Source organism: Staphylococcus simulans, from assembly GCF_047037175.1.
GTDB classification, from domain to species: Bacteria; Bacillota; Bacilli; order Staphylococcales; family Staphylococcaceae; genus Staphylococcus; species Staphylococcus simulans_C.
In genome coordinates, this window is record NZ_CP178241.1 from 2,095,686 (window position 1) to 2,116,062 (window position 20,377).

A 20,377-nucleotide genomic window follows, 5' to 3' on the forward strand; every position below is an offset into this window, starting at 1 on the left:
GAGATGTTAACTCTATGGCTGATAGCGAGCTATAGAGTTTTTCATTTCAACTTAAATTGAAAAATGTCAGAATTTTTAGTACAATAGAATTCATTAAAACTTATCAAGAGAAGTAGAGGGAATTGGCCCAATGACGCTTCAGCAACAGAGGATTCAATGTTTGAGTCTGACTGTGCTACATCCAACAAGTATGACTTGAAAGATAGGTGCCATATACATAGCTGCTATATGTCACTTATGGAGTGGTGTATAGCTTTTTTTATAGGTTTATTAAACGAGGGGGAATTTTTAATGGTTATTTCAAGAAGATTAGCGAACATACCAGATAGTTATTTCGGAAAAACAATGGGGAGAAAGATAGAACATGGTCCGCTTCCTCTCATCAACATGGCAGTAGGTATCCCAGATGGTGAAACGCCAAAAGGAATTGTCGATGAATTTGCGAACGCGCTACGTGTGCCGGAGAATCAAAAATATGGCGCATTTCATGGTAAAGAAAGCTTTAAACAAGCAATAGTTGATTTTTATAAACGTCAATATAACGTTGAATTAGATAAAGATGATGAAGTATGTATTCTATATGGTACCAAGAATGGATTAGTCGGTTTACCTAATTGTATCGTTAACCCTGAAGATTATGTCTTGCTTCCAGATCCAGGTTATACAGACTACCTAGCAGGAGTGTTGTTCGCAGATGCGAAACCCTATGCATTAGAATTAACACCGCCAAATTACCAACCTGACTTTGATAAAGTACCCGAGGAAGTCTTAAGTCAGACTAAACTGGTTTATTTAACATATCCCAATAACCCAACAGGCTCAACAGTTACACAAGATGTATTTGATGATGTCATTCAGAAATTCAGAGGGACAGAAACGAAAATTGTTCATGATTTTGCCTATGCTGCGTTCGGGTTTGATCATAAGAATCCGAGTATTCTACAAACAGCTGGCGGTAAAGAAGTCGCAATCGAAGTGTATTCACTTTCTAAAGGCTATAATATGTCTGGTTATCGTGTTGGTTTCGCAGTCGGCAACAAAGATGTGATTCAAGCATTGAAGAAATATCATACACATCATCATGCCGGTATGTGTGGCGCACTCCAAGATGCGGCAACATTTGCGTTAAATAACTATGATTATTTCCTAGATAAACAAAGTGAAGTCTTTAAAGCGCGCCGAGATCGCTTTACAGCTATTTTAGATGAAGGAAATATTCCGTATGAACCGATGACAGGGGGAATCTTCTTATGGCTGAAAGCACCAAAAGGCTATGATGGGGAACAATTTGTGGAATTCTTGCTTCAAGACCAATCTATTTTAGTAGCCCCAGGTATTCCATTTGGTGAAAATGGCCGTCATTATGTAAGGGTATCTCTTGCGTTAGATGACGAGCAATTAGAGGAAGCGGCGAAGCGGTTGAAATCATTAAGTAAAATGTACAATGAATAATGATTATTTTAAGTAAGCTGTTAAATTTTAAAATTCAAGGGCATGTATAATTTAGATGTATAGGATAGTCGGTTGTGTTATAGCACAATCGGCTATTATTTTTGGTTTTTTAAACAAAATGAAGCACTGAATATAAAGTCTTTTGTTCACGGGGTGGTGGGACATTTACTTTATATTCAGTGCTTTTTATAAGTAGTAAAAAGGAGTATAGTGATTACCCATTATCGGGAGAGTGGGTAATCGGAATTTACTTACTATTTTGTATCGGGTTCAAAATAGTAAACGTTTATGAAAAGAATTGTTCTTATCGGGTTAAGAACAGTGGCGATTCATTGCCCCAATTCCTGTGGACCCAGGGCAACGTAGCCAACTTTTATAGTATTTACTCATAGCTTTAACTTTTAAAGGAGTTTCGCTTTTCTAAATTTAATAATGGCTGCATAATATGGATGATCGCTTGGTCCATGTTATGCGTTTGGTTTAATCGCAAATGCGCGGACCGGGAATCCTGGCGCATCTGCCGGTTTTGGACAAATTGTATAAATCACTGCGCCTCGTTCTGGAAGGCGGTCTAAATTCGTTAGGAGCTCAATTTGGTACGTGTCTTGACCGAGTACATAACGTTCACCGATTAAGTCGCCATGTTTTGCGACATCAACGGAAGCGTCTGTATCGAATGTTTCATGACCGACTGAGCGTACGCCGCGTTCTTCAAGTAAGAATTGTAATGCATCGAGAGACCATCCGGGTGCGTGAGGATTACCTTGTGCATCTTTATTCTCAAATTGTTCCACATTCGGCCAACGGTGTGACCAGTCACTGCGGAATGCGACAAACGTATCAGGTTCGATACGGCCATGTTGTGCTTCCCACTCAAGTAAGTGTTCACGTGTTAAACGGAATTCGGGGTTTTCCGCAACTTCTTTCGAATAATCCAACACGATGAGCGGTAACACTAATTCTTTCAAATCTAATTCATGTAAATATCTTCTGTTTTCGACAAAATGGATGGGGGCATCAATATGTGTGCCGTATTGTGTGGCAACACTCCATCTTTGTACGAAATAACCATCTTCTGCAACGGTACTGATTGTATCAATATATGCTGCTTCTAATGCGCTGAAATGTGGGCTGTCTGCATCAAAAGTATGCGTTAAGTCGACCCATTCGCTTTCTTTCAGACTTTTCAGCTGATCCCATAAAGGATAACTCATTATTAACACCTCATGACTGCTTAAAATTGTAGGGCTGATTGTTAGTGGACTGACGAGTGAGCTTTAAGACTGCGGGCTCACTCGCAAACCACTGATGACAAGTGAATTAAGCTGTTTCTTGTCCTTCTTTGTTTCTTAATTTCTTAACTGCTGATACTAAAACAGTTAATGCTTGTTTTACTTGGTCTTCATTACGTGTTTTCAAACCGCAGTCTGGGTTAACCCAGAATAATGAACGGTCAATTTCTTGTAAACCACGGTTGATTGCGACTGTGATTTCTTCTTCAGTCGGAATACGTGGACTGTGAATATCATAAACACCTAATCCGATACCTAAATCATATGTTACATCCTCGAAGTCTTTGATTAAAGCACCATGGCTGCGTGATGTTTCGATTGAGATCACATCTGCATCCAAGTCGTGGATTGTATGAATGATTTCGCCGAATTGAGAATAGCACATATGTGTATGAATTTGTGTCGCATCTGCCACTGAAGATGTTGCTAAGCGGAATGAACGTAACGCTTGTTTCAAGTATTCTTCATGGTATTCAGAGCGTAATGGTAAACCTTCACGTAATGCAGGTTCATCAACTTGGATGATTTTAATACCAGCATCTTCTAATGCTAAAACTTCTTCGTTAATCGCTAAAGCGATTTGATCTTGTACTTCTTGACGTGGAATATCTACACGTTCGAATGACCAGTTTAAGATAGTGACTGGTCCTGTCAACATACCTTTTACAGGGTGTTTTGTTAAGCTTTGTGCATAAGCTGTTTCTTCCACTGTGATTGGTTTAGTCCATTTAACATCTCCATAGATAACAGGTGGTTTAACTGCACGAGAACCGTATGATTGAACCCAACCATATTTTGTTACTAAGAAGCCTTGTAAACGTTCACCGAAGAACTCAACCATGTCGTTACGTTCGAATTCACCATGTACGAATACATCTAAGCCGATATCTTCTTGGATTTGAATCCAGCGTGCGATTTCATCGCGTAAGAATTGGTTATATTCTTCATCACTGATACGGTGGTTTTTCCAGTCAGCACGTTTTTTACGTACTTCTTTTGTTTGTGGGAATGAACCGATTGTTGTTGTTGGTAATTCTGGTAATTTTAAGCGTGCATCTTGGACTTTTTTACGTTCAGGGAATGCTGATTCACGTTGTGTACGTACGCTGTCAAAGTCGTATTCAAGGTTTTTGAATGCTTGGTTTTGGAAGCGTTCGTAAGCTGCTTTTAATTTATCGTATTTTTCACTGTCTCCGTTGTTGATAACGCGTTTTAATGCGTCTAATTCATCTAATTTTTCAGTTGCGAAGCTTAATCCTTCTTCAATAGATTGATCTAATTCTTCATCATCTAGTGATACAGGTACATGAAGTAAAGAAGATGATGGTTGGATCACTAATTCATTTGTATAGTTTTCTAAATCTTCAATTAATTCTTTTTTCGCTTCGATATCTGCAGCCCATACATTACGGCCATCAATAATACCAGCATAGAGGGCTTTGTCTTTAGATAATTTGCCTGCTTTGATTTGTTCAAGGTTTTTACCGCGGTCATGTACGAAGTCTAAACCGAAACCTTTAACAGGTAAGCTGTTCACAAATTCTAAGTCTACATGTTCAAAGTAAGTTTGGATGATTAATTTGTCAGCTAATCCTGCTTTGTCGAAGTATTCGTAAGCGTGACGTGTAACGTCGTGAATTTGTTCTGCGTCATCTGTAACTAAGACAGGTTCTTCGATTTGAATGTATTCAGCACCTGCATCAACAAGTGATTGTAAGACTTCTTTGTATAGTGGAAGTAATGCATCTACTTTTTCTTCAAATGTTTGATCTCCGCCGCGTGACAATTGAACGAATGTTACCGGACCTAAAATTACAGGGTGCGCGTTCACATTTAATTGTTTCGCGAATTCGAAACGTTCTAATAAGACATTGCGGTTTAATTTAGGTGTTACATTATCCCATTCAGGTACGATATAGTGATAGTTTGTGTTAAACCATTTAATTAAGGCACTTGCGACATTATCTTTTGTACCACGTGCGATGTCGAATAATAAATCGTCGTTGACTTCTTGGCCTTGGAAACGTTCTGGGATGATGTTGAATAATAGTGATACGTCTAATACATGGTCATATAATGAGAAATCTCCAACAGGTACGCTGTCGATGCTATAGTGTTTTTGTAATAATAAGTTTTCTTTGTGCAGGTCGTTTAAAGTAGTTGTTAATTCATCATAATTTGTTTTGCCTGCCCAATAACTTTCGATTGCTTTCTTCCATTCTCTTTTGCGTCCTAAACGTGGGAATCCGATATTTGCTGTTGTAATTGTCATATTATTGCCTCCTGGTTTTTTTCAGTTTGTTTTTTAAAGTAATGTGTAAGTTCGAGTGAGTAATCGACTTGTTCAAATGGTGTAATGAGATACAATCCATTAAAGTGTTTGATTACTTCATCTATTAATTTGCGACAGATGCGCAAGCTCAGTTCTTTGGTTTTTTGTTTATCATCTTTAACCGCTTCAAACTGCTCTAATATTTCATCTGGCAATGAAATGCCAGGTACTTCATTGTGTAAGAATGTTGCATTTCTATAACTTGTGATCGGCATGATACCAATAAAGAACGGTGTATCGAGATGTGCTGTCTTTTCAGCAATCTCTTGAATACGTTCGACGGTGTAGACAGGCTGGGTAATGAAGTAACTCATCCCGCAGGCTACTTTCTTATCTAAGCGTTTCACCGCTGCTTCCATCTTGCGGACGTTCGGGTTGAACGCGCCTGCAATATTGAAGTTTGTTTTAGTTTTCAATGCGCCGCCATCAATATTAAGCCCTTGGTTAAACCGAACAGCAAGTTCAGTCAAACCTCGTGAATTGACATCATAAACATTCGTCGCACCCGGCAGATGCCCCACTTTAGATGGGTCACCTGTAATCGCGAGTATCTCGTTAATCCCAAGCAGTGATAAGCCGAGTAAATGAGATTGTAAACCGATTAAGTTCCTGTCTCTGCAGGTAATGTGGACCAGCGGTTCAATATTGTAATTCTGCTTAATAATACTCGCTGCCGCGATGTTGCTGACGCGTACGGTTGCGAGTGAGTTATCTGCTAGTGTGATCGCGTCGACTTTTGCTTTGTCTAGTTTCGTGACATTCGCAAAGAATTTCGTTGTATCTAAGTGTTTTGGTGTATCAAGTTCGACGATGACTGTCGGGCCTGCTTTGACTTTAGTCGTTAAGTTATTCTTTTGAACTGGAATTGAAGGATAATTACTTTTTCTTCTGATTGGAATAACTTTCTTTTCTAATGTCGGTTTTAAACCTTGAACCGCTTGTTTGATGAAGCGGATATGTTCAGGTGTGGTGCCGCAACAGCCGCCGATTAAGTGCACGCCTTCTTTTACGAGTGTTTCTGCAATCTTACCGAAGTAAGAAGCGTTGTCGCTGTATTGAATGGCAGAGTCTTCAAAATCTAAGAGACTGGCATTCGGGTAACATGAGAGAAGCGCATGTTGCGGAATCTCAATATGTGTAAAAGATTGCTGCATGTGGTGCGGACCGTGATGGCAATTCAAGCCGATGACGTCTGCACCTTCTGCTTCTACTTGTTTAAGTGCTTCATTAATTTCTGTACCGTCTTGTAAGTAATTGGTGCTAGAAGCGGTTAACTGTGCGATGACTGGAATATCGTACTTTTTCTTCGTCGCTCTGATGACTTGCAAGAGTTCGTTTAAATCGTAATAAGTTTCAAAGAGGAGTGCGTCAACACCCTCGTCAATCAGTGTTTCAATTTGAATATCTGTGTGATACAAAATCGTCGATAATGACAAGTCATTTTGTTTCACACCTTTAAAACCTCCGACAGTGCCTAAAATAAACGTGTCTTCATTGGCTGCTTGTTTCGCTATTTGGACACCGGCGCGTGTGATGTCTCTTACTTGGTGTTCTAATCCGAAAGCTTGGAGCTTTTCGAAGTTTGCACCGTAAGTGTTGGTTTGAATAACATCTGCGCCAGCTTCAATGTAAGATCGATGAATTTGTTCTATTTTCTTTGGATGAGTGAGATTGTATGCTTCAGGGCAAGTATCGATCCCTTCAGAGTAGAGAATCGTTCCTATTGCACCGTCAGCTACTAATACGTTCTCGCTCAAAGTTTGTAGAAATCGGCTCATAGTATGCTTCCTCCAATGCTGCTTCAAAATCTGCAATCAACTCGTCTGGGTCTTCTAAGCCCACACTCAGTCTCAAGAGGTCGAACGTAATTCCGCGTTCGTTACGCACATCTTCTGGTACAGAAGCATGTGACATTGTTGCTGGATGAGAGACGATGGTTTGAATGCCGCCTAGGCTGACTGCGATTTGCGGTATTTTTAAAGCTTTCGCAAATGTTGGTACCTTTTCTGCTTCGCTAAGTCTGAAACCAAGTACTGCACCGCCATTTTCAGCTTGGCGTTGATTGATTTCATCATTTCCTGGGTAATACACTTCAGTAATTTCAGGTCGTGATTTCAAGAATTCAACAATCTTTTGTGTGTTTTTCACTGATTGATTCCATCGAACATAAAGCGTTTTAAGATGCTTTGTCAGTGTCCAGCTGTCTTGAGCTGATAATCCGCTTCCTAAAGTGTTCTGCAAGAATTGTAATGATTCTGCTACTTCCGCGTTGTTCGTCACAACTGCACCTGCAATTAAGTCGCTGTGGCCACTTAAGAATTTTGTGGCACTATGGATAACAATGTCAGCACCTAAATGCAATGGCTTTTGTGATAGGGGTGTCAAGAATGTATTGTCGACTGAAACCAAGATGTTATGTTGTTTTGCGACATCTGCGATGGCTTGAATATCAGTCACTTTAAACAATGGATTTGACGGTGTTTCCAAGTGAATTAACTTTGTATTCTCTTGAATCGCTTGTTCAACGGCTTTCGGGTCTGTTGTATCTACTGCTGTGACTTCGATATTGAAACTTGGTAAAACGTGTTCGCATAAGCGGTATGTGCCGCCGTATACATCATTTGGAATAATTAAGTGATCGCCTGATTTCAGTAAGAAGAAAACTGCTGAAATGGCACCGATTCCTGAGTTATAAGCGATACCGTATTTCGCATCTTCAAGTGCTGCAAGCTTTTCTTCTAACAATGCTCGGTTCGGATGACCTGATCTTGCATAATCGTAAGGAACCTCTGAACCAATCAATGCTGTTGGGAAAGTCGATGAGTCATAAAGTGGCGGGTTGGCTGCTAAAATGTGCGGGAATTGATGGTACTTAATTAAATTTGTTTCTGATGATAGTGACATACATATACACTCCTTTAGTTATTGAGATTGCTTTTGGCTGCGGAAGTTCTGGAACTAAGGAGGGAAGCTGACCACGAAAAAAAGCTTCCGTCCTTTAAACCCGAAAAAATCGGATGTAAAGGACGAAAGCTTGAGCTTCGCGGTACCACCTTAATTCGCTGCTTTATTGCTAAAGCAACCTCTTCCAGTACGCTAAATCTGTTCATGGCAGCTACTGAAGGTCGGTTCCGTTATATGTATCAGCTGTCGCTGTGAGTAACAATAACGTGTGCGTCATTCCAGTACGCCATTATGCAAAAATGTTAATACTGTAGCGCTATAACGGGCGCCCCCGTTGATGCCTCATATCGACACCACCACTCCAAGGCCATTTTCAAACTTTCTTTCTGTGCTTCCTTTCAGCGGACAGAAGCTCTCTGTGTCAGCAGTTTAAGTTCTACTTTCCTTATTATCGTGTTTCTAAACGATATTCAATTCGTTATCTTTTGTGTAAAAAGATTTGTTTTTTGTTGATGACCACATTGTATATTGGTTTTGTTTTGTTTGTCAACAGAATTTTCAGAAAAGTGTGTTTTTACTGATAACTTAAAGTAGCATAAACATAAGTGTACCAAGGGTTGAACAGCGATAAAATTTTTTTATATTTTTTTTGAAACAGGGCACATTTCAGCCGTTATTTCTCAAACGAGTAATGAATTTTCCTTTATTGCGCTAACGATTTTCCTTACAATAAGAGAGGAGCAAAAATCAAAGTTATAACGTTATTTTGGAACTCAGAAAGTGAGGTGACTGGAACGTGCGTGAAATGACAAATGAGAACGATGCACATGTCACAGCTATCAGTTTAGATTCGATTCGTCCGAATCCTTATCAACCGAGAAAACATTTTAATCAAGAGAGATTAGAAGATCTCGCCGCATCTATTCGCGAACATGGTGTATTACAGCCGATTATCTTGCGCAAAACGGTTCAAGGTTACCATATCGTTGTAGGTGAACGCCGTTTCAGAGCCTCGCAGTTAGCAGGTTTAGCTACCATTCCGGCGATTGTTAAAGAAATGTCTGATGCTGAGATGATGGAACTTGCGATTATCGAGAATTTGCAGCGCGAAGATTTGAATGCGATTGAAGAAGCGGAAAGTTATCGTAAATTGATGGATGACTTGGATTTGACACAAAAAGAAGTGGCTGAACGCTTAGGTAAATCTCGTCCGTATATTGCGAATATGTTGCGCTTATTAAATTTACCTCCTACCATTGCGCAGTGGGTGAAAGATGGCAAGTTGTCTGGTGCACATGGTCGCACATTGCTCATATTAAAAGACGAAGCCCAAATGAAACAAATTGCCAAGCAAGTGATGAAAGAGGCATGGAGTGTCCGCTATTTAGAACAATATATAGCCGAGTTGACGTCGAATCCTTCAGACACTGAGGTTAAGACAAAATCAAAGAAACCACGTATGATTGAGCGTCAAGAACGCTTGCTGAAAGAACGCTTTGGTACCAATGTGGCGATAACGACGAAACGTAATAAAGGTCAAATTACTTTTGAATTCAAATCAGAAGAAGAATTTAAGCGTTTGATTCAACAATTACACAGTGAAACATAAGAAATTATGTTGTATTCATGGTAAAATATATAATTGTTGTGAAATGACAGGAGGACGATTTTTTGAATACGTTTTGGAATACAATGCAAGGTGTTTTCAACTCGCTCATTGAGCCGTTTACGAAGCCTGAAACCTACGCATTGATACTTAATAAACTCATTATGATTGTTATCTATGTTGTCGTTGCGATGATTATTATCAACTTAGTCAATAAGTCGATTGATCAGTTCTTTAAACTGCAAAACCGCAATGCACATGGCAGAAAACGATCCCATACATTAAGTGCGATGTTGAAGAATATTGTGCGTTACGTTGTATGGTTTATTGTATTAACAACGATATTAGGTAAATTTGGAATTAGTGTCACAGGATTATTAGCCGGAGCTGGTGTCGTTGGTTTAGCAATCGGCTTTGGTGCACAAACTATTGTGAAAGACATCATTACAGGATTCTTTATTATCTTTGAGAATCAATTTGATGTGGGAGATTATGTTAAAATCAACTTGAACGGTTCACCTATTACAGAAGGTACAGTGCAATCTATCGGTATTCGTTCAACACGTATACATGCGTATACAGGTGAATTAACCGTGTTGCCGAATAGTGTCATGTCAGAGATTACCAACTTCTCAATCAGTAATGGTAAAGCATTGGTAGAAGTACCAATAGCGATGGAAGAAGATGTAAATAAAGTAGAGAGTAAGTTACAGGACTTCTTAGAATCTTTAAGTTCTAAATATTATCTCTTTGTCTCACAACCTGAGATTCTTGGGATTGAAAATTTAACTGGTAATGCTTATATCATGAAAATAGCAGCAGAAACAACACCGAATAATACTGTGCCAGGCGCTCGTATCTTACGTAAAGAGGTTGCGAACTTCTTGAACCAAGAAGACATTAAATCACCAACCCCTATTATGATGCAGTTTAATGGTCAAAAATCTTAGTAATAAGAATTCATAATGATGGAGGATTGTAAATGGCAGCTCAGTATGGTCTGAATGACATTGTGGAGATGAAAAAGGCGCATGCTTGCGGCGCAAACCGATTTAAAATAATTCGTATGGGTGCAGATATCAGAATTAAATGCGAACATTGCAATCGAAGTATTATGATGCCTCGTACAGAGTTTAATAAAAAATTAAAGAAAATACTTGTATCACATGATACACAAGAGAAGGAGAATGACTAATGGCTTTAACAGCTGGTATCGTAGGCTTACCAAACGTCGGAAAGTCTACATTATTTAACGCAATTACAAAAGCGGGTGCGCTTGCGGCGAACTACCCGTTCGCTACAATTGACCCGAACGTCGGGATTGTAGAAGTACCGGATTCACGTTTAGATGCTTTAGCAGAAATCGTTAACCCTAAGAAAGTACTCCCTACAACTTTCGAATTCACTGATATCGCAGGGATTGTTAAAGGTGCTTCTAAAGGTGAAGGTTTAGGAAACAAATTCTTATCTCATATCCGTGAAGTAGACGCAATCTGCCAAGTTGTCCGTGCATTCGATGATGATAATGTAACACACGTTTCTGGTCGTGTTGATCCGCTTGATGATATTGAAGTTATCAACATGGAATTAGTACTTGCAGACTTAGAATCTGTAGATAAACGCTTGCCACGTCTTGAAAAAATGGCACGTCAAAAAGATAAAGATGCAGTGAATGAAGTTCGTATTTTAGAGCGCATCAAAGAAGCTTTAGAAAACGGAGATCCAATTCGCAGCTTAGAATTCAATGAAGAAGATGCGAAATATGTGAAACAAGCACAATTATTAACTTCAAAACCAATGATTTATATTGCGAATGTTGGTGAAGATGAAGTGAATGAAGCGGATAACGATAAAGTTCAAACAATTAAAGCATACGCAGATAAAGAAGGTTCAGAAGTCATCGTTATCAGTGCGAAAATTGAAGAAGAAATTGCGACATTAGATGATGAAGACAAAGACATGTTCTTAGAAGACCTAGGTATCGAAGAACCTGGCTTGAACCGTTTAATCCGCAGCACATACAACCTACTTGGTCTTGCAACATACTTCACAGCAGGTGTACAAGAAGTACGTGCTTGGACATTCAAAAAAGGTATGACTGCCCCACAATGTGCGGGTATTATCCACACTGACTTTGAACGCGGCTTCATCCGTGCAGAAGTCACAAGTTATGACGACTATGTTGAAAATAACGGAGAACAAGGTGCAAAAGAAGCAGGTAAAATGCGTTTAGAAGGTAAAGAATACATCATGCAAGATGGCGATGTTGTACACTTCAGATTCAACGTATAATACAATATAACTAATCTCATAAATACGTCCTCAACAAAGCATATGAATGTGCGCTGTTGAGGGCGTGTTTTTTGTTTGCGCTTATTTCGTATGTATGGCATTAAGGCGTGTGTATATAGGATTTTATGAATAGAACAATATCGTAAATTTGTTACGTTCTCATTGTATGTTTCGAATAAAATATATGACTTTTAAGATGAGATGTTTTATGAAGTTTAAACGTATATCAGAATAGATAGTTATTTTAATTGATTTTATGTGATAATGTAAATGCTTTAATAACAAGCATTTTAAGATAGAAGTAACTAGTTATCTCTTCGAAAAGATTTTAAAATTTTTAGTAAAACTTGTGTAAATCAATAAAGTTTTTTACATCTTCCAAAAAATTAATGATAGAATTGTGTAGAACAAATACACACGGAAGAAGTGAAACATTTAATGCCTAGAAAACAGCAACATGATGTATTATTCGATAAAGAATTACGAAATAAATACCACATTAGAAAATTTAGCGCAGGGATTGCTTCAGTTCTATTTGGAACATTAATCTATACATCCCTGGATCAACAAGCGCAAGCTGCAGAAAATACTGACACAACTGTTGTAAACCCTACAACACAACCTGAAACAAATAGTGACACTGCAAAAGCACAAACTAAAGAGACTGTTCCTACAGCAACAAACGAAACAATTAATAACGCTCCTGCTTCACAAGACGCTACGACTCAACAACCTCCTGTTGATCACCAAACAAGCGAAACAGCAAAACCTGAACCTGTGACTGCACCAGAAGTATCACAACCTGCGACAACAGCAGCTAAAGATACAGCTACTACGCAATCACAGCCTGCTGTTCAACCTGAAGCGCCTAAAGTAGCGACAAGAGCAGCAACAACGACAGATGCACCGGCACAACCTATTACAAATACAAGTGCACCAGCACCCGCTGCGAACGCTCACCCTGTTGCCAAAATAGAGGGGATTAACGAGCAAGTTTATGCCAAAGAAATTCCTGTATATGAAAAATCAGAAGTAGCGAGAACTGCAAAAATGCAGCGTGGTATTTATCATGCCAGAGAAAGTTTAGGTTTGATCGTACCTGCCAATAAAAAGCTTTATATCAGACAAGCACAAGGCAGTAATGAAGCGGATTTACGTGTGGATTTGATGACAAATGACAAACCAGAAATTCGTAATGCGAACGTTTCTAAAGATGGCAGTTGGACACAAGTCTCTGCGACGATGGATAGTGCAGCGTTTTTACGTATTCCTACGGGATTAGCGAAAAAGCCAGTCGTGGAATACTATGTTGAAGGTGATGCGGGTGTGACATTGCCGACTTACCGTAAAGGTGGAGATAAGGCAGCTTTTGATGCAGATTGGGCAGCACGTAATACAAGTTATGGCTATGTAGATGGCGATAAAATTGCTTTCTTAATCCCGAATGTAGACCGTGAACGCATCGCAAACTTAGGCCAAAACCCAGGCCGATGGGGCTTTATGAACTTAGAAGATATGATTGCGTATTATGAAGATGTTATTAATCATTATGATAAATGGGTTGGATTAAACGATGACATTAACTCTGTACACTATAATGTAGGCCAAAAATACTTTGCGATTGCGGATGCTCATGGACCAGGTCTTGCTTATTATTCAACAAATAACATGGGGTCAAATAACCCATCTATGTCAGGTTATCTTGAAAGAGGTTGGTTAGCACTGCATGAAGTCGGTCATGGTTATGACGGCGCAATGACTTATGATCCTAAAATGAACTTAATTGAAGTTGAAAATAATATCTTAGCCAATGAATATCAAACTAAAATCATGGGCGTAAACGATGGTTGGGCATATGGAAATAACCAAGAAGGCATCCAAAAAGAATTTCATGACAAAGTTACTTCAGGTGAAATGAATTTCTATAATGGCGGCTTCCGCGGCAACCTTGATTTCATGACGAAAATGGTGCGTTTGACAGGTATTGAAGGCTTTACTGATTTGTGGAAAGGTATTCGTCAAGAAGAAGCGGATATGAACGCAGCGGGTAAACCATTCGAACAAGATGTACCAAGATGGATTACGACATTCTGGTTAGCGAAAAACGGCATTAATGGTACAGCTTACTTTGATTTATATAAAGTACAAATGCCGCAATCACTAAAAGATGATTTAGACACTTACAACAATACATTCACGTACCCATTAGCATCTTTAATTACTAATCCTGCAGAACAGCAACGCATCAAAGAAAAACTTGGCTTAGCTACAATCTATGAGCTTGTAAACTCATCAGATTTAGCAGATACAACAGTACATGAGAATGCTCAAGTGAGTGTTAATTTAAACGGACAAGTGTTGCCAGACAATGTCAAAGTAAGTTTGATGGAAGGAACACAAGAAGTTGCAAGTGCAGAAGTTGTAGATGGCAAAGCAGTGTTCTCTAATTTACGTGCAGGTGTGTATAAAATTGTTGCGCCGCTTTCAACAACAAATGCGTTGCCTGAAAGTGAATATCTGGTAGTAAAAGAAGGTGCGGATAACCAAGCTACACTTGATTATCCTAAAAAAGATGATGTACAAAATAACGTGACTCAATCGATTTCTATCAGAGGTATATCAAGTTGGGAAATGGCATCAGTAAGCTATAATCCAGATACGAAACAAGTGACATATAAACAAAACACAGGTAAACCACATGTGTATTTCACAGATGAATATGCACATGTAACGATTCAAAAAGCAGATGGAACAACAGTATTAGATAAATCATTGATTGGTAATCAAAGCCTGGCATCAGAACTTCAAAAATTTGATTTAGAATATGGTGACAAAGTAATCGTACGTCACCGTGAACCTGTAGGTCGCCGTGCATTAGTTAGAAATGAAACGAAAGACAACGTGACACTTTCTAAAGAAAATACAGAAAGAGAAACGTTGACTTATACATTGACTGATAAAGGATTTATTGTGGATGGAGAAACACAAGCAGATGCAAACCGTCGTTTCGACGAAGCAATCAGAGCAGACGTAACACGTGTTGCGGAAGCTATTAAAAATCATCCTGAAAGAGATTACCGCAGAGAATTATTTAAAGCATTAACAGGCTTAGAATTTGCGGATCCTGCGATTAAAGAAGAATTATTACAAACCTTAAACCCATTAGTCGCAGTGTATCAAGTTGATACCCCAACAGTGAATCCAGTTGAAGCAGGTGCTACAGAAATCAGTGGTACAGGAGAGCCGGAAAGCACTATCACACTTACTTTTGCGAACGGTAAAACAGCAGAAGTAGAAGTAGATAAAAATGGACAGTGGACAACACAATTGCCAGAGGGGACATCTTTAGAACATAACGATGTTACACAGGTATTTGCGACAGGAAAACATGGTACAGTATCTGAACCAATTAACGTAAAAGTGTCAGATACATTGGCGCCAAAAGCACCAGCAATCAACCCAATTGAAGCAGGCACTAAAACAGTGTCAGGCACAAGTGAACCATTAAGTACAGTAAAGTTGACACTTCCAGATGGCACAATCAAAACAGTTAAAGCAGATGACAAAGGCGTTTGGACAACAGAAGTTGATACAGCATTAGCACATGACGCAGTCGTAAAAGCAGTCGCATCAGATGTGGCGAATAATAAATCAACGGAAGCGACACAAACAGTGAAAGATACACAAGTGCCCACGGTACCAACTATTAACCCGATTGACGCAGGAAGTAAAACGGTATCAGGAACAAGCGAACCATTAAGTACAGTAACGTTGACACTTCCAGACGGTACGACTAAAGCAGTTAAAGCGGATGACAAAGGTGTTTGGACAACGGAAGTTGAAACTCCATTCACTCACGACGCAATCATCAAAGCCGTTGCTTCCGATGTGGCGAATAATCAATCACCGGAAGCAACGCAAACAGTGAAAGATACACAAGTGCCAGCCGTGCCGACAATCAATCCAATTGAAGCAGGCACTAAAACAGTGTCAGGCACAAGTGAGCCATTAAGTACAGTAACGTTGACACTTCCAGACGGAACAACGAAAACAGTTAAAGCGGATGACAAAGGTGTTTGGACAACAGAAGTTGAGACTGCATTAACGCATGAGGCAGTCATCAAAGCAGTCGCATCCGATGTGGCGAATAATCAATCGCCAGAAGCAATCCAAACAGTGAAAGATACGAAAGTCCCAACAGTACCGACAATCAATGCGATTGAGTCAGGCACTAAGACAGTGAGTGGAACAAGTGAACCATTAAGCACTGTGACATTAACGTTACCGGATGGCACAACTAAAACAGTTAAAGCAGATGAAAAAGGCAACTGGACTGCAGAAACAGATACACCATTCACTCACGATGCAGTCATAAAAGCTATCGCATCAGATGTAGCGAACAACCAATCACCAGAAGCAACGCAAACGGTAAAAGATACGAAAGTCCCAGCGACTCCAACGATTAATGCGGTAGAAGCAGGCACTAAAACAGTGTCAGGCACAAGTGAACCATTAAGTACTGTGACATTAACGTTACCGGACGGTTCTACTAAAGTAGTTAAAGCTGATGACAAAGGTGTTTGGACAACGGAAGTTGAGACACTATTAGCACATGACGCAGTCATCAAAGTGGTAGCTTCAGATGTGGCGAATAATCAATCACCAGAAGCAATCCAAACAGTGAAAGATACACAAGCACCAGCAGTACCGACAATCAATCCAATTGAAGCAGGCACTAAAACAGTGAGTGGAACAAGCGAACCATTGAGTACAGTAACGTTGACACTTCCAGATGGCACAATGAAAACAGTTAAGGCGGATGACAAAGGTATTTGGACAACAGAAGTTGAAACGCCATTAGCACATGATGCAGTGATCAAAGCAGTCGCATCAGATGTGGCGAATAATCAATCACCAGAAGCAACGCAAATAGTAAAAGATACGAAAGTTCCAACAATTCCGACAATCAATCCAATTGAAGCAGGAAGTAAAACAGTGAGTGGAACAAGCGAACCATTGAGTACAGTGACATTAACATTGCCGGACGGTTCTACTAAGGTAGTTAAAGCATATGCAGAAGGCAACTGGACTGCAGAATTAGATACACCATTCACTCACGACGCAGTGATCAAAGCAGTCGCATCAGATGTGGCAAACAACCAATCGCCAGAAGCAACGCAAACAGTAAAAGATACGAAAGTCCCAGCGGTACCAACGATAAATCCAATTGAAGCGGGAATTAAGGTAGTAAGTGGAACAAGCGAACCATTAAGTACCGTGACACTAACGTTACCGGATGGCTCTACTAAGGTAGTTAAAGCGGATGATAAAGGTGTTTGGACAACAGAAGTTGAAACGCCATTAGCGCATGACGCAGTGATCAAAGCGGTCGCATCAGATGTGGCAAATAATCAATCACCAGAAGCTACACAAACAGTGAAAGATACAAAAGCACCAGCAGTACCGACAATCAATCCAATTGAAGCAGGAAGTAAAACAGTGAGTGGAACAAGCGAACCATTGAATACAGTGACACTAACGTTGCCAGATGGCTCTACTAAAGTAGTTAAAGCGGATGATAAAGGTGTTTGGACAACAGAAGTAGAGACACCATTCACTCACGACGCAGTCGTAAAAGCAGTCGCATCAGATGTAGCGAATAATCAATCACCAGAAGCGACACAAACAGTGAAAGATACGAAAGTCCCAGCGGTACCAACGATTAATCCAGTAGAAGCAGGCGCTAAAACAGTGAGTGGAACAAGTGAACCATTGAATACAGTGACACTAACGTTGCCAGATGGCACAACTAAAACAGTTAAAGCGGATGACAAAGGTGTTTGGACAACAGAAGTAGAGACTCCATTAACGCATGAGGCAGTCATCAAAGCAGTCGCATCCGATGTAGCGAATAACCAATCACCAGAAGCAATTCAAACAGTGAAAGATACGAAAGTCCCAACAGTTCCAACAATCAATACGGTAGAAGCGGGAACAAAGGTAGTAAGTGGAACAAGCGAACCATTGAATACAGTGACACTAACGTTGCCAGATGGTTCTACTAAAGCAGTTAAAGCGGACGAAAAAGGTGCTTGGACAACAGAAGTTGAAACGCCATTAGCACATGACGCAGTGATCAAAGCCGTGGCTTCCGATGTAGCGAATAACCAATCACCAGAAGCGACACAAACAGTAAAAGATACAAAAGCACCAGCAGCTCCTGTTGTTAATGGCATTAAATCTACGGATCAATCTATCAGTGGTACTGCAGAAGCCAACTCAAATGTGTTTGTAGTATTAGCTAATGGTAATGTTTTAAATGCTAAAGCGGATGCTCAAGGTAATTGGAAAGTAGAATTACTAGATTCACAATCTCTTGTTGGTAATGAAAGCGTAAAAGCTTACGCTAAAGATTTAGCGGACAATCAATCTGAAACGGTTGAAGGTAAGGTTGAACTAGTTGAAGTTCCTGTTGAGCCAGAGGTACCTGAAACAGAAGTGCCGACAGAACCAACGCCAGGAGAATCTGCAGAAGTAACACCAACAGAACCAGAGATACCGGTTGAAGAAGTTCCGGAAGCATTAGAGGAGCCTGAAACAGAAGTACCAACAGCACCGACATCAGAAGTGTGTGAAGAAGTAACACCAACAGAACCAGAGATACCGGTTGAGGAAGTTTCGGAAGCATCAGAGGCACCAGAAACAGAAGTACCGACAGCACCAACGCCAGAAGAATCTGAAGTTGTCACACCAACAGAATCAGAGGTACCGGTTGAGGAAGTTCCAGAAGTATCAGAGGCACCAGAAACAGAAGTACCGACAGCACCAACGCCAGAAGAATCTGAAGTTGTCACACCAACAGAATCAGAGGTACCGGTTGAGGAAGTTCCAGAAGTATCAGAGGCACCAGAAGCGGAAGTACCGACAGCACCGACATCAGAAGTGTGTGAAGAACAAGAAGCGGAAACATCAACAGAATCTGAGACAGAATCAACACCTGTGGTACTAGAAGATGAATCAACAGATGAAGAAGAAACATCATTGGAAACTTCTCTAGATGAAAATACAGCAATATCTAAAGAAGAGAAAGCTAATGTATCGAATGAAACAAGTGATAAGAAATTAGACGAAGTCGTTAGTGGATCATCACAAGATGAGCCGAAAAACGAGAAAGAATCACCAGTCAAACACGATGATCAAGTTAAAAAAGCAACATCATTAAATGCTAAAACTCCTGCAAAACAAGGAGTGAGTAAGCATAATGAACGAACATTGCCGAAGACAGGTAATGAGCCTTCATCAATGCCGTTACTAGGTTCATTGTTGACATTATTTGGATTAGGTTTTATCGCAAGACGTTTTAATAATAACGAAAAAACAGATAAATAAGACTGAGGGTAGTCTAAAGTGAAAATGCCATGGTACGGGATATCTCCCCGTTACCATGGCATTTTTGTTTATAAAGTTAAATTGAATTATCTAATATCTCCAAGCGTCGCAACCATTACAGCTTTGATAGTGTGCATACGGTTTTCAGCTTCTTGGAATACTACAGAGTGTTTGCCTTCGAAGACTTCATCTGTAACTTCCATTTCTTTTAATTGATATTTTTCTTCGATTTGTTTACCGATTGTTGTGTCAGTGTTGTGGAAAGAAGGTAGGCAGTGCTCAAAGATAACATGAGGGTTGCCTGTTTTTTCAATCATTTCTTGGTTAACTTGGTAAGGTTTTAATAATTTGATACGTTCTTCCCAAACTTCGTCTGGTTCACCCATAGATACCCAAACGTCTGTGTAAAGTACGTCTGAACCTTTAACACCTTTATCGATGTCGTCTGTTACTAAGATTTCGCCACCGTTTTCTTCAGCGATTTCTTTACAACGGCTCAATAATTCATCTGTAGGATTTAATTCTTTAGGGCAAACTAGGTTGAAACGCATACCCATGATTGCTGCACCTTGCATCAACGCATTCGCAACGTTGTTGCGTCCGTCACCTACGTAAGTGAAGTTGATTTCGTGATAAGGTTTTTTCAATACTTCTTTAGCTGTTAAGAAGTCAGCTAATACTTGTGTTGGGTGATCTTCGTCAGTTAAGCCGTTCCATACAGGTACGCCTGATTCTTCAGCTAATGTTTCAACAGTACGTTGTGAGAATCCACGATATTCGATGCCGTCATACATGCCGCCTAATACACGTGCTGTATCTGCTGCTGTTTCTTTTTTGCCCATTTGAGAACCAGTAGGTCCAAGGTAAGTCGTGCTTGCACCTTGGTCAGCTGCCGCAACTTCAAATGCGCAACGAGTACGAGTTGAGTCTTTTTCGAAAATTAATGCAATGTTTTTTCCTTTAAGTGTTTGTTGTTCAATACCTGCGTATTTCGCACGTTTTAAATCTTCTGAAAGGTTTAATAAATATTCTACTTCTTTTTGACTGAAATCTAATAGTGTTAGGAAATGTCTGTTTCTTAAGTTTTGCATTCTACTACAACTCCTCTTT

11 protein-coding genes, 1 riboswitch and 1 other annotated feature are annotated in these 20,377 nt (G+C 39.8%); of the genes, 6 read left to right on the top strand and 5 right to left on the bottom strand.

All coding sequences use genetic code 11. The features are described 5' to 3' along the window. The first annotated feature begins 97 nt into the window (after positions 1 to 97). A riboswitch (SAM riboswitch) is annotated at positions 98 to 209 on the top strand. A gap of 82 nt (positions 210 to 291) precedes the next feature. Next, complete coding sequence (locus ACFCT9_RS10105) at positions 292 to 1,452, top strand: aminotransferase class I/II-fold pyridoxal phosphate-dependent enzyme (protein WP_412519041.1); 1,161 nt, start codon at positions 292 to 294, stop codon at positions 1,450 to 1,452. Between the two features lie 467 nt (positions 1,453 to 1,919). Here the strand turns inward: ACFCT9_RS10105 and ACFCT9_RS10110 are convergent, their stop codons facing one another. The 4 genes from ACFCT9_RS10110 to ACFCT9_RS10125 all read right to left on the bottom strand — a co-directional run bounded on the left by ACFCT9_RS10110 (position 1,920) and on the right by ACFCT9_RS10125 (position 7,980). After that, entirely contained in the window at positions 1,920 to 2,669 is a 750-nt protein-coding gene (locus ACFCT9_RS10110) for a cyclase family protein (RefSeq protein ID WP_412521663.1), read from the bottom strand. Between the two features lie 103 nt (positions 2,670 to 2,772). Further along, a complete protein-coding gene (gene metE / locus ACFCT9_RS10115) occupies positions 2,773 to 5,016 on the bottom strand; it encodes a 5-methyltetrahydropteroyltriglutamate--homocysteine S-methyltransferase (protein WP_412519043.1) in 2,244 nt (747 codons plus the stop codon). Then, a complete protein-coding gene (locus tag ACFCT9_RS10120; RefSeq protein ID WP_412519044.1) occupies positions 5,013 to 6,854 on the bottom strand; it encodes a bifunctional homocysteine S-methyltransferase/methylenetetrahydrofolate reductase in 1,842 nt (613 codons plus the stop codon). Before ACFCT9_RS10120 ends, metE begins: the two co-directional genes overlap by 4 nt. After that, positions 6,808 to 7,980, bottom strand: a complete 1,173-nt coding sequence (locus tag ACFCT9_RS10125; RefSeq protein WP_412519045.1) for a trans-sulfuration enzyme family protein — start codon at positions 7,978 to 7,980, stop codon at positions 6,808 to 6,810. Before ACFCT9_RS10125 ends, ACFCT9_RS10120 begins: the two co-directional genes overlap by 47 nt. Before the next feature lie 115 nt (positions 7,981 to 8,095). Beyond that, positions 8,096 to 8,441: a binding site (T-box leader), on the bottom strand. Between the two features lie 344 nt (positions 8,442 to 8,785). Between ACFCT9_RS10125 and ACFCT9_RS10130 the strand changes: the two genes are divergently transcribed. The 5 genes from ACFCT9_RS10130 to ACFCT9_RS10150 all read left to right on the top strand — a co-directional run bounded on the left by ACFCT9_RS10130 (position 8,786) and on the right by ACFCT9_RS10150 (position 19,267). Continuing rightward, entirely contained in the window at positions 8,786 to 9,589 is an 804-nt protein-coding gene (locus ACFCT9_RS10130; protein WP_412521664.1) for a ParB/RepB/Spo0J family partition protein, read from the top strand. A gap of 83 nt (positions 9,590 to 9,672) precedes the next feature. Then, positions 9,673 to 10,536 carry a mechanosensitive ion channel family protein gene (locus ACFCT9_RS10135; RefSeq protein WP_412521665.1) on the top strand — a complete coding sequence of 288 codons (864 nt, stop codon included), beginning with the start codon at positions 9,673 to 9,675 and terminating at the stop codon, positions 10,534 to 10,536. A 32-nt stretch (positions 10,537 to 10,568) separates the two neighbouring features. Continuing rightward, positions 10,569 to 10,781: a DUF951 domain-containing protein gene (locus tag ACFCT9_RS10140; RefSeq protein ID WP_002480311.1), complete on the top strand. Its 213-nt coding sequence runs from the start codon at positions 10,569 to 10,571 to the stop codon at positions 10,779 to 10,781. Further along, positions 10,781 to 11,878, top strand: coding sequence for a redox-regulated ATPase YchF (gene ychF, locus ACFCT9_RS10145; protein ID WP_412519046.1), 1,098 nt, complete (start codon positions 10,781 to 10,783; stop codon positions 11,876 to 11,878). Before ACFCT9_RS10140 ends, ychF begins: the two co-directional genes overlap by 1 nt. Before the next feature lie 438 nt (positions 11,879 to 12,316). Then, entirely contained in the window at positions 12,317 to 19,267 is a 6,951-nt protein-coding gene (locus tag ACFCT9_RS10150; protein WP_412519047.1) for an Ig-like domain-containing protein, read from the top strand. Positions 19,268 to 19,353: 86 nt separating this feature from the next. On the opposite strand, the gene argF is transcribed toward ACFCT9_RS10150, so the two are convergent. Beyond that, the gene (gene argF / locus ACFCT9_RS10155) at positions 19,354 to 20,358 is read right to left on the bottom strand and encodes an ornithine carbamoyltransferase (protein WP_412519049.1); all 1,005 of its coding nucleotides are present in this window, start codon (positions 20,356 to 20,358) and stop codon (positions 19,354 to 19,356) included. Positions 20,359 to 20,377 lie beyond the last annotated feature (19 nt).

What these genes read in the sequence shown, in the direction of transcription:
- ACFCT9_RS10105 (WP_412519041.1), top strand. Translation starts at nt 292, where the DNA reads ATGGTTATTTCAAGAAGATTAGCGAACATACCAGATAGTTATTTCGGA.
- metE (WP_412519043.1), bottom strand. Translation starts at nt 5,016, where the DNA reads ATGACAATTACAACAGCAAATATCGGATTCCCACGTTTAGGACGCAAA.
- ACFCT9_RS10120 (WP_412519044.1), bottom strand. Translation starts at nt 6,854, where the DNA reads ATGAGCCGATTTCTACAAACTTTGAGCGAGAACGTATTAGTAGCTGAC.
- ACFCT9_RS10125 (WP_412519045.1), bottom strand. Translation starts at nt 7,980, where the DNA reads ATGTCACTATCATCAGAAACAAATTTAATTAAGTACCATCAATTCCCG.
- ACFCT9_RS10130 (WP_412521664.1), top strand. Translation starts at nt 8,786, where the DNA reads ATGACAAATGAGAACGATGCACATGTCACAGCTATCAGTTTAGATTCG.
- ACFCT9_RS10135 (WP_412521665.1), top strand. Translation starts at nt 9,673, where the DNA reads ATGCAAGGTGTTTTCAACTCGCTCATTGAGCCGTTTACGAAGCCTGAA.
- ACFCT9_RS10140 (WP_002480311.1), top strand. Translation starts at nt 10,569, where the DNA reads ATGGCAGCTCAGTATGGTCTGAATGACATTGTGGAGATGAAAAAGGCG.
- ychF (WP_412519046.1), top strand. Translation starts at nt 10,781, where the DNA reads ATGGCTTTAACAGCTGGTATCGTAGGCTTACCAAACGTCGGAAAGTCT.
- ACFCT9_RS10150 (WP_412519047.1), top strand. Translation starts at nt 12,317, where the DNA reads ATGCCTAGAAAACAGCAACATGATGTATTATTCGATAAAGAATTACGA.
- argF (WP_412519049.1), bottom strand. Translation starts at nt 20,358, where the DNA reads ATGCAAAACTTAAGAAACAGACATTTCCTAACACTATTAGATTTCAGT.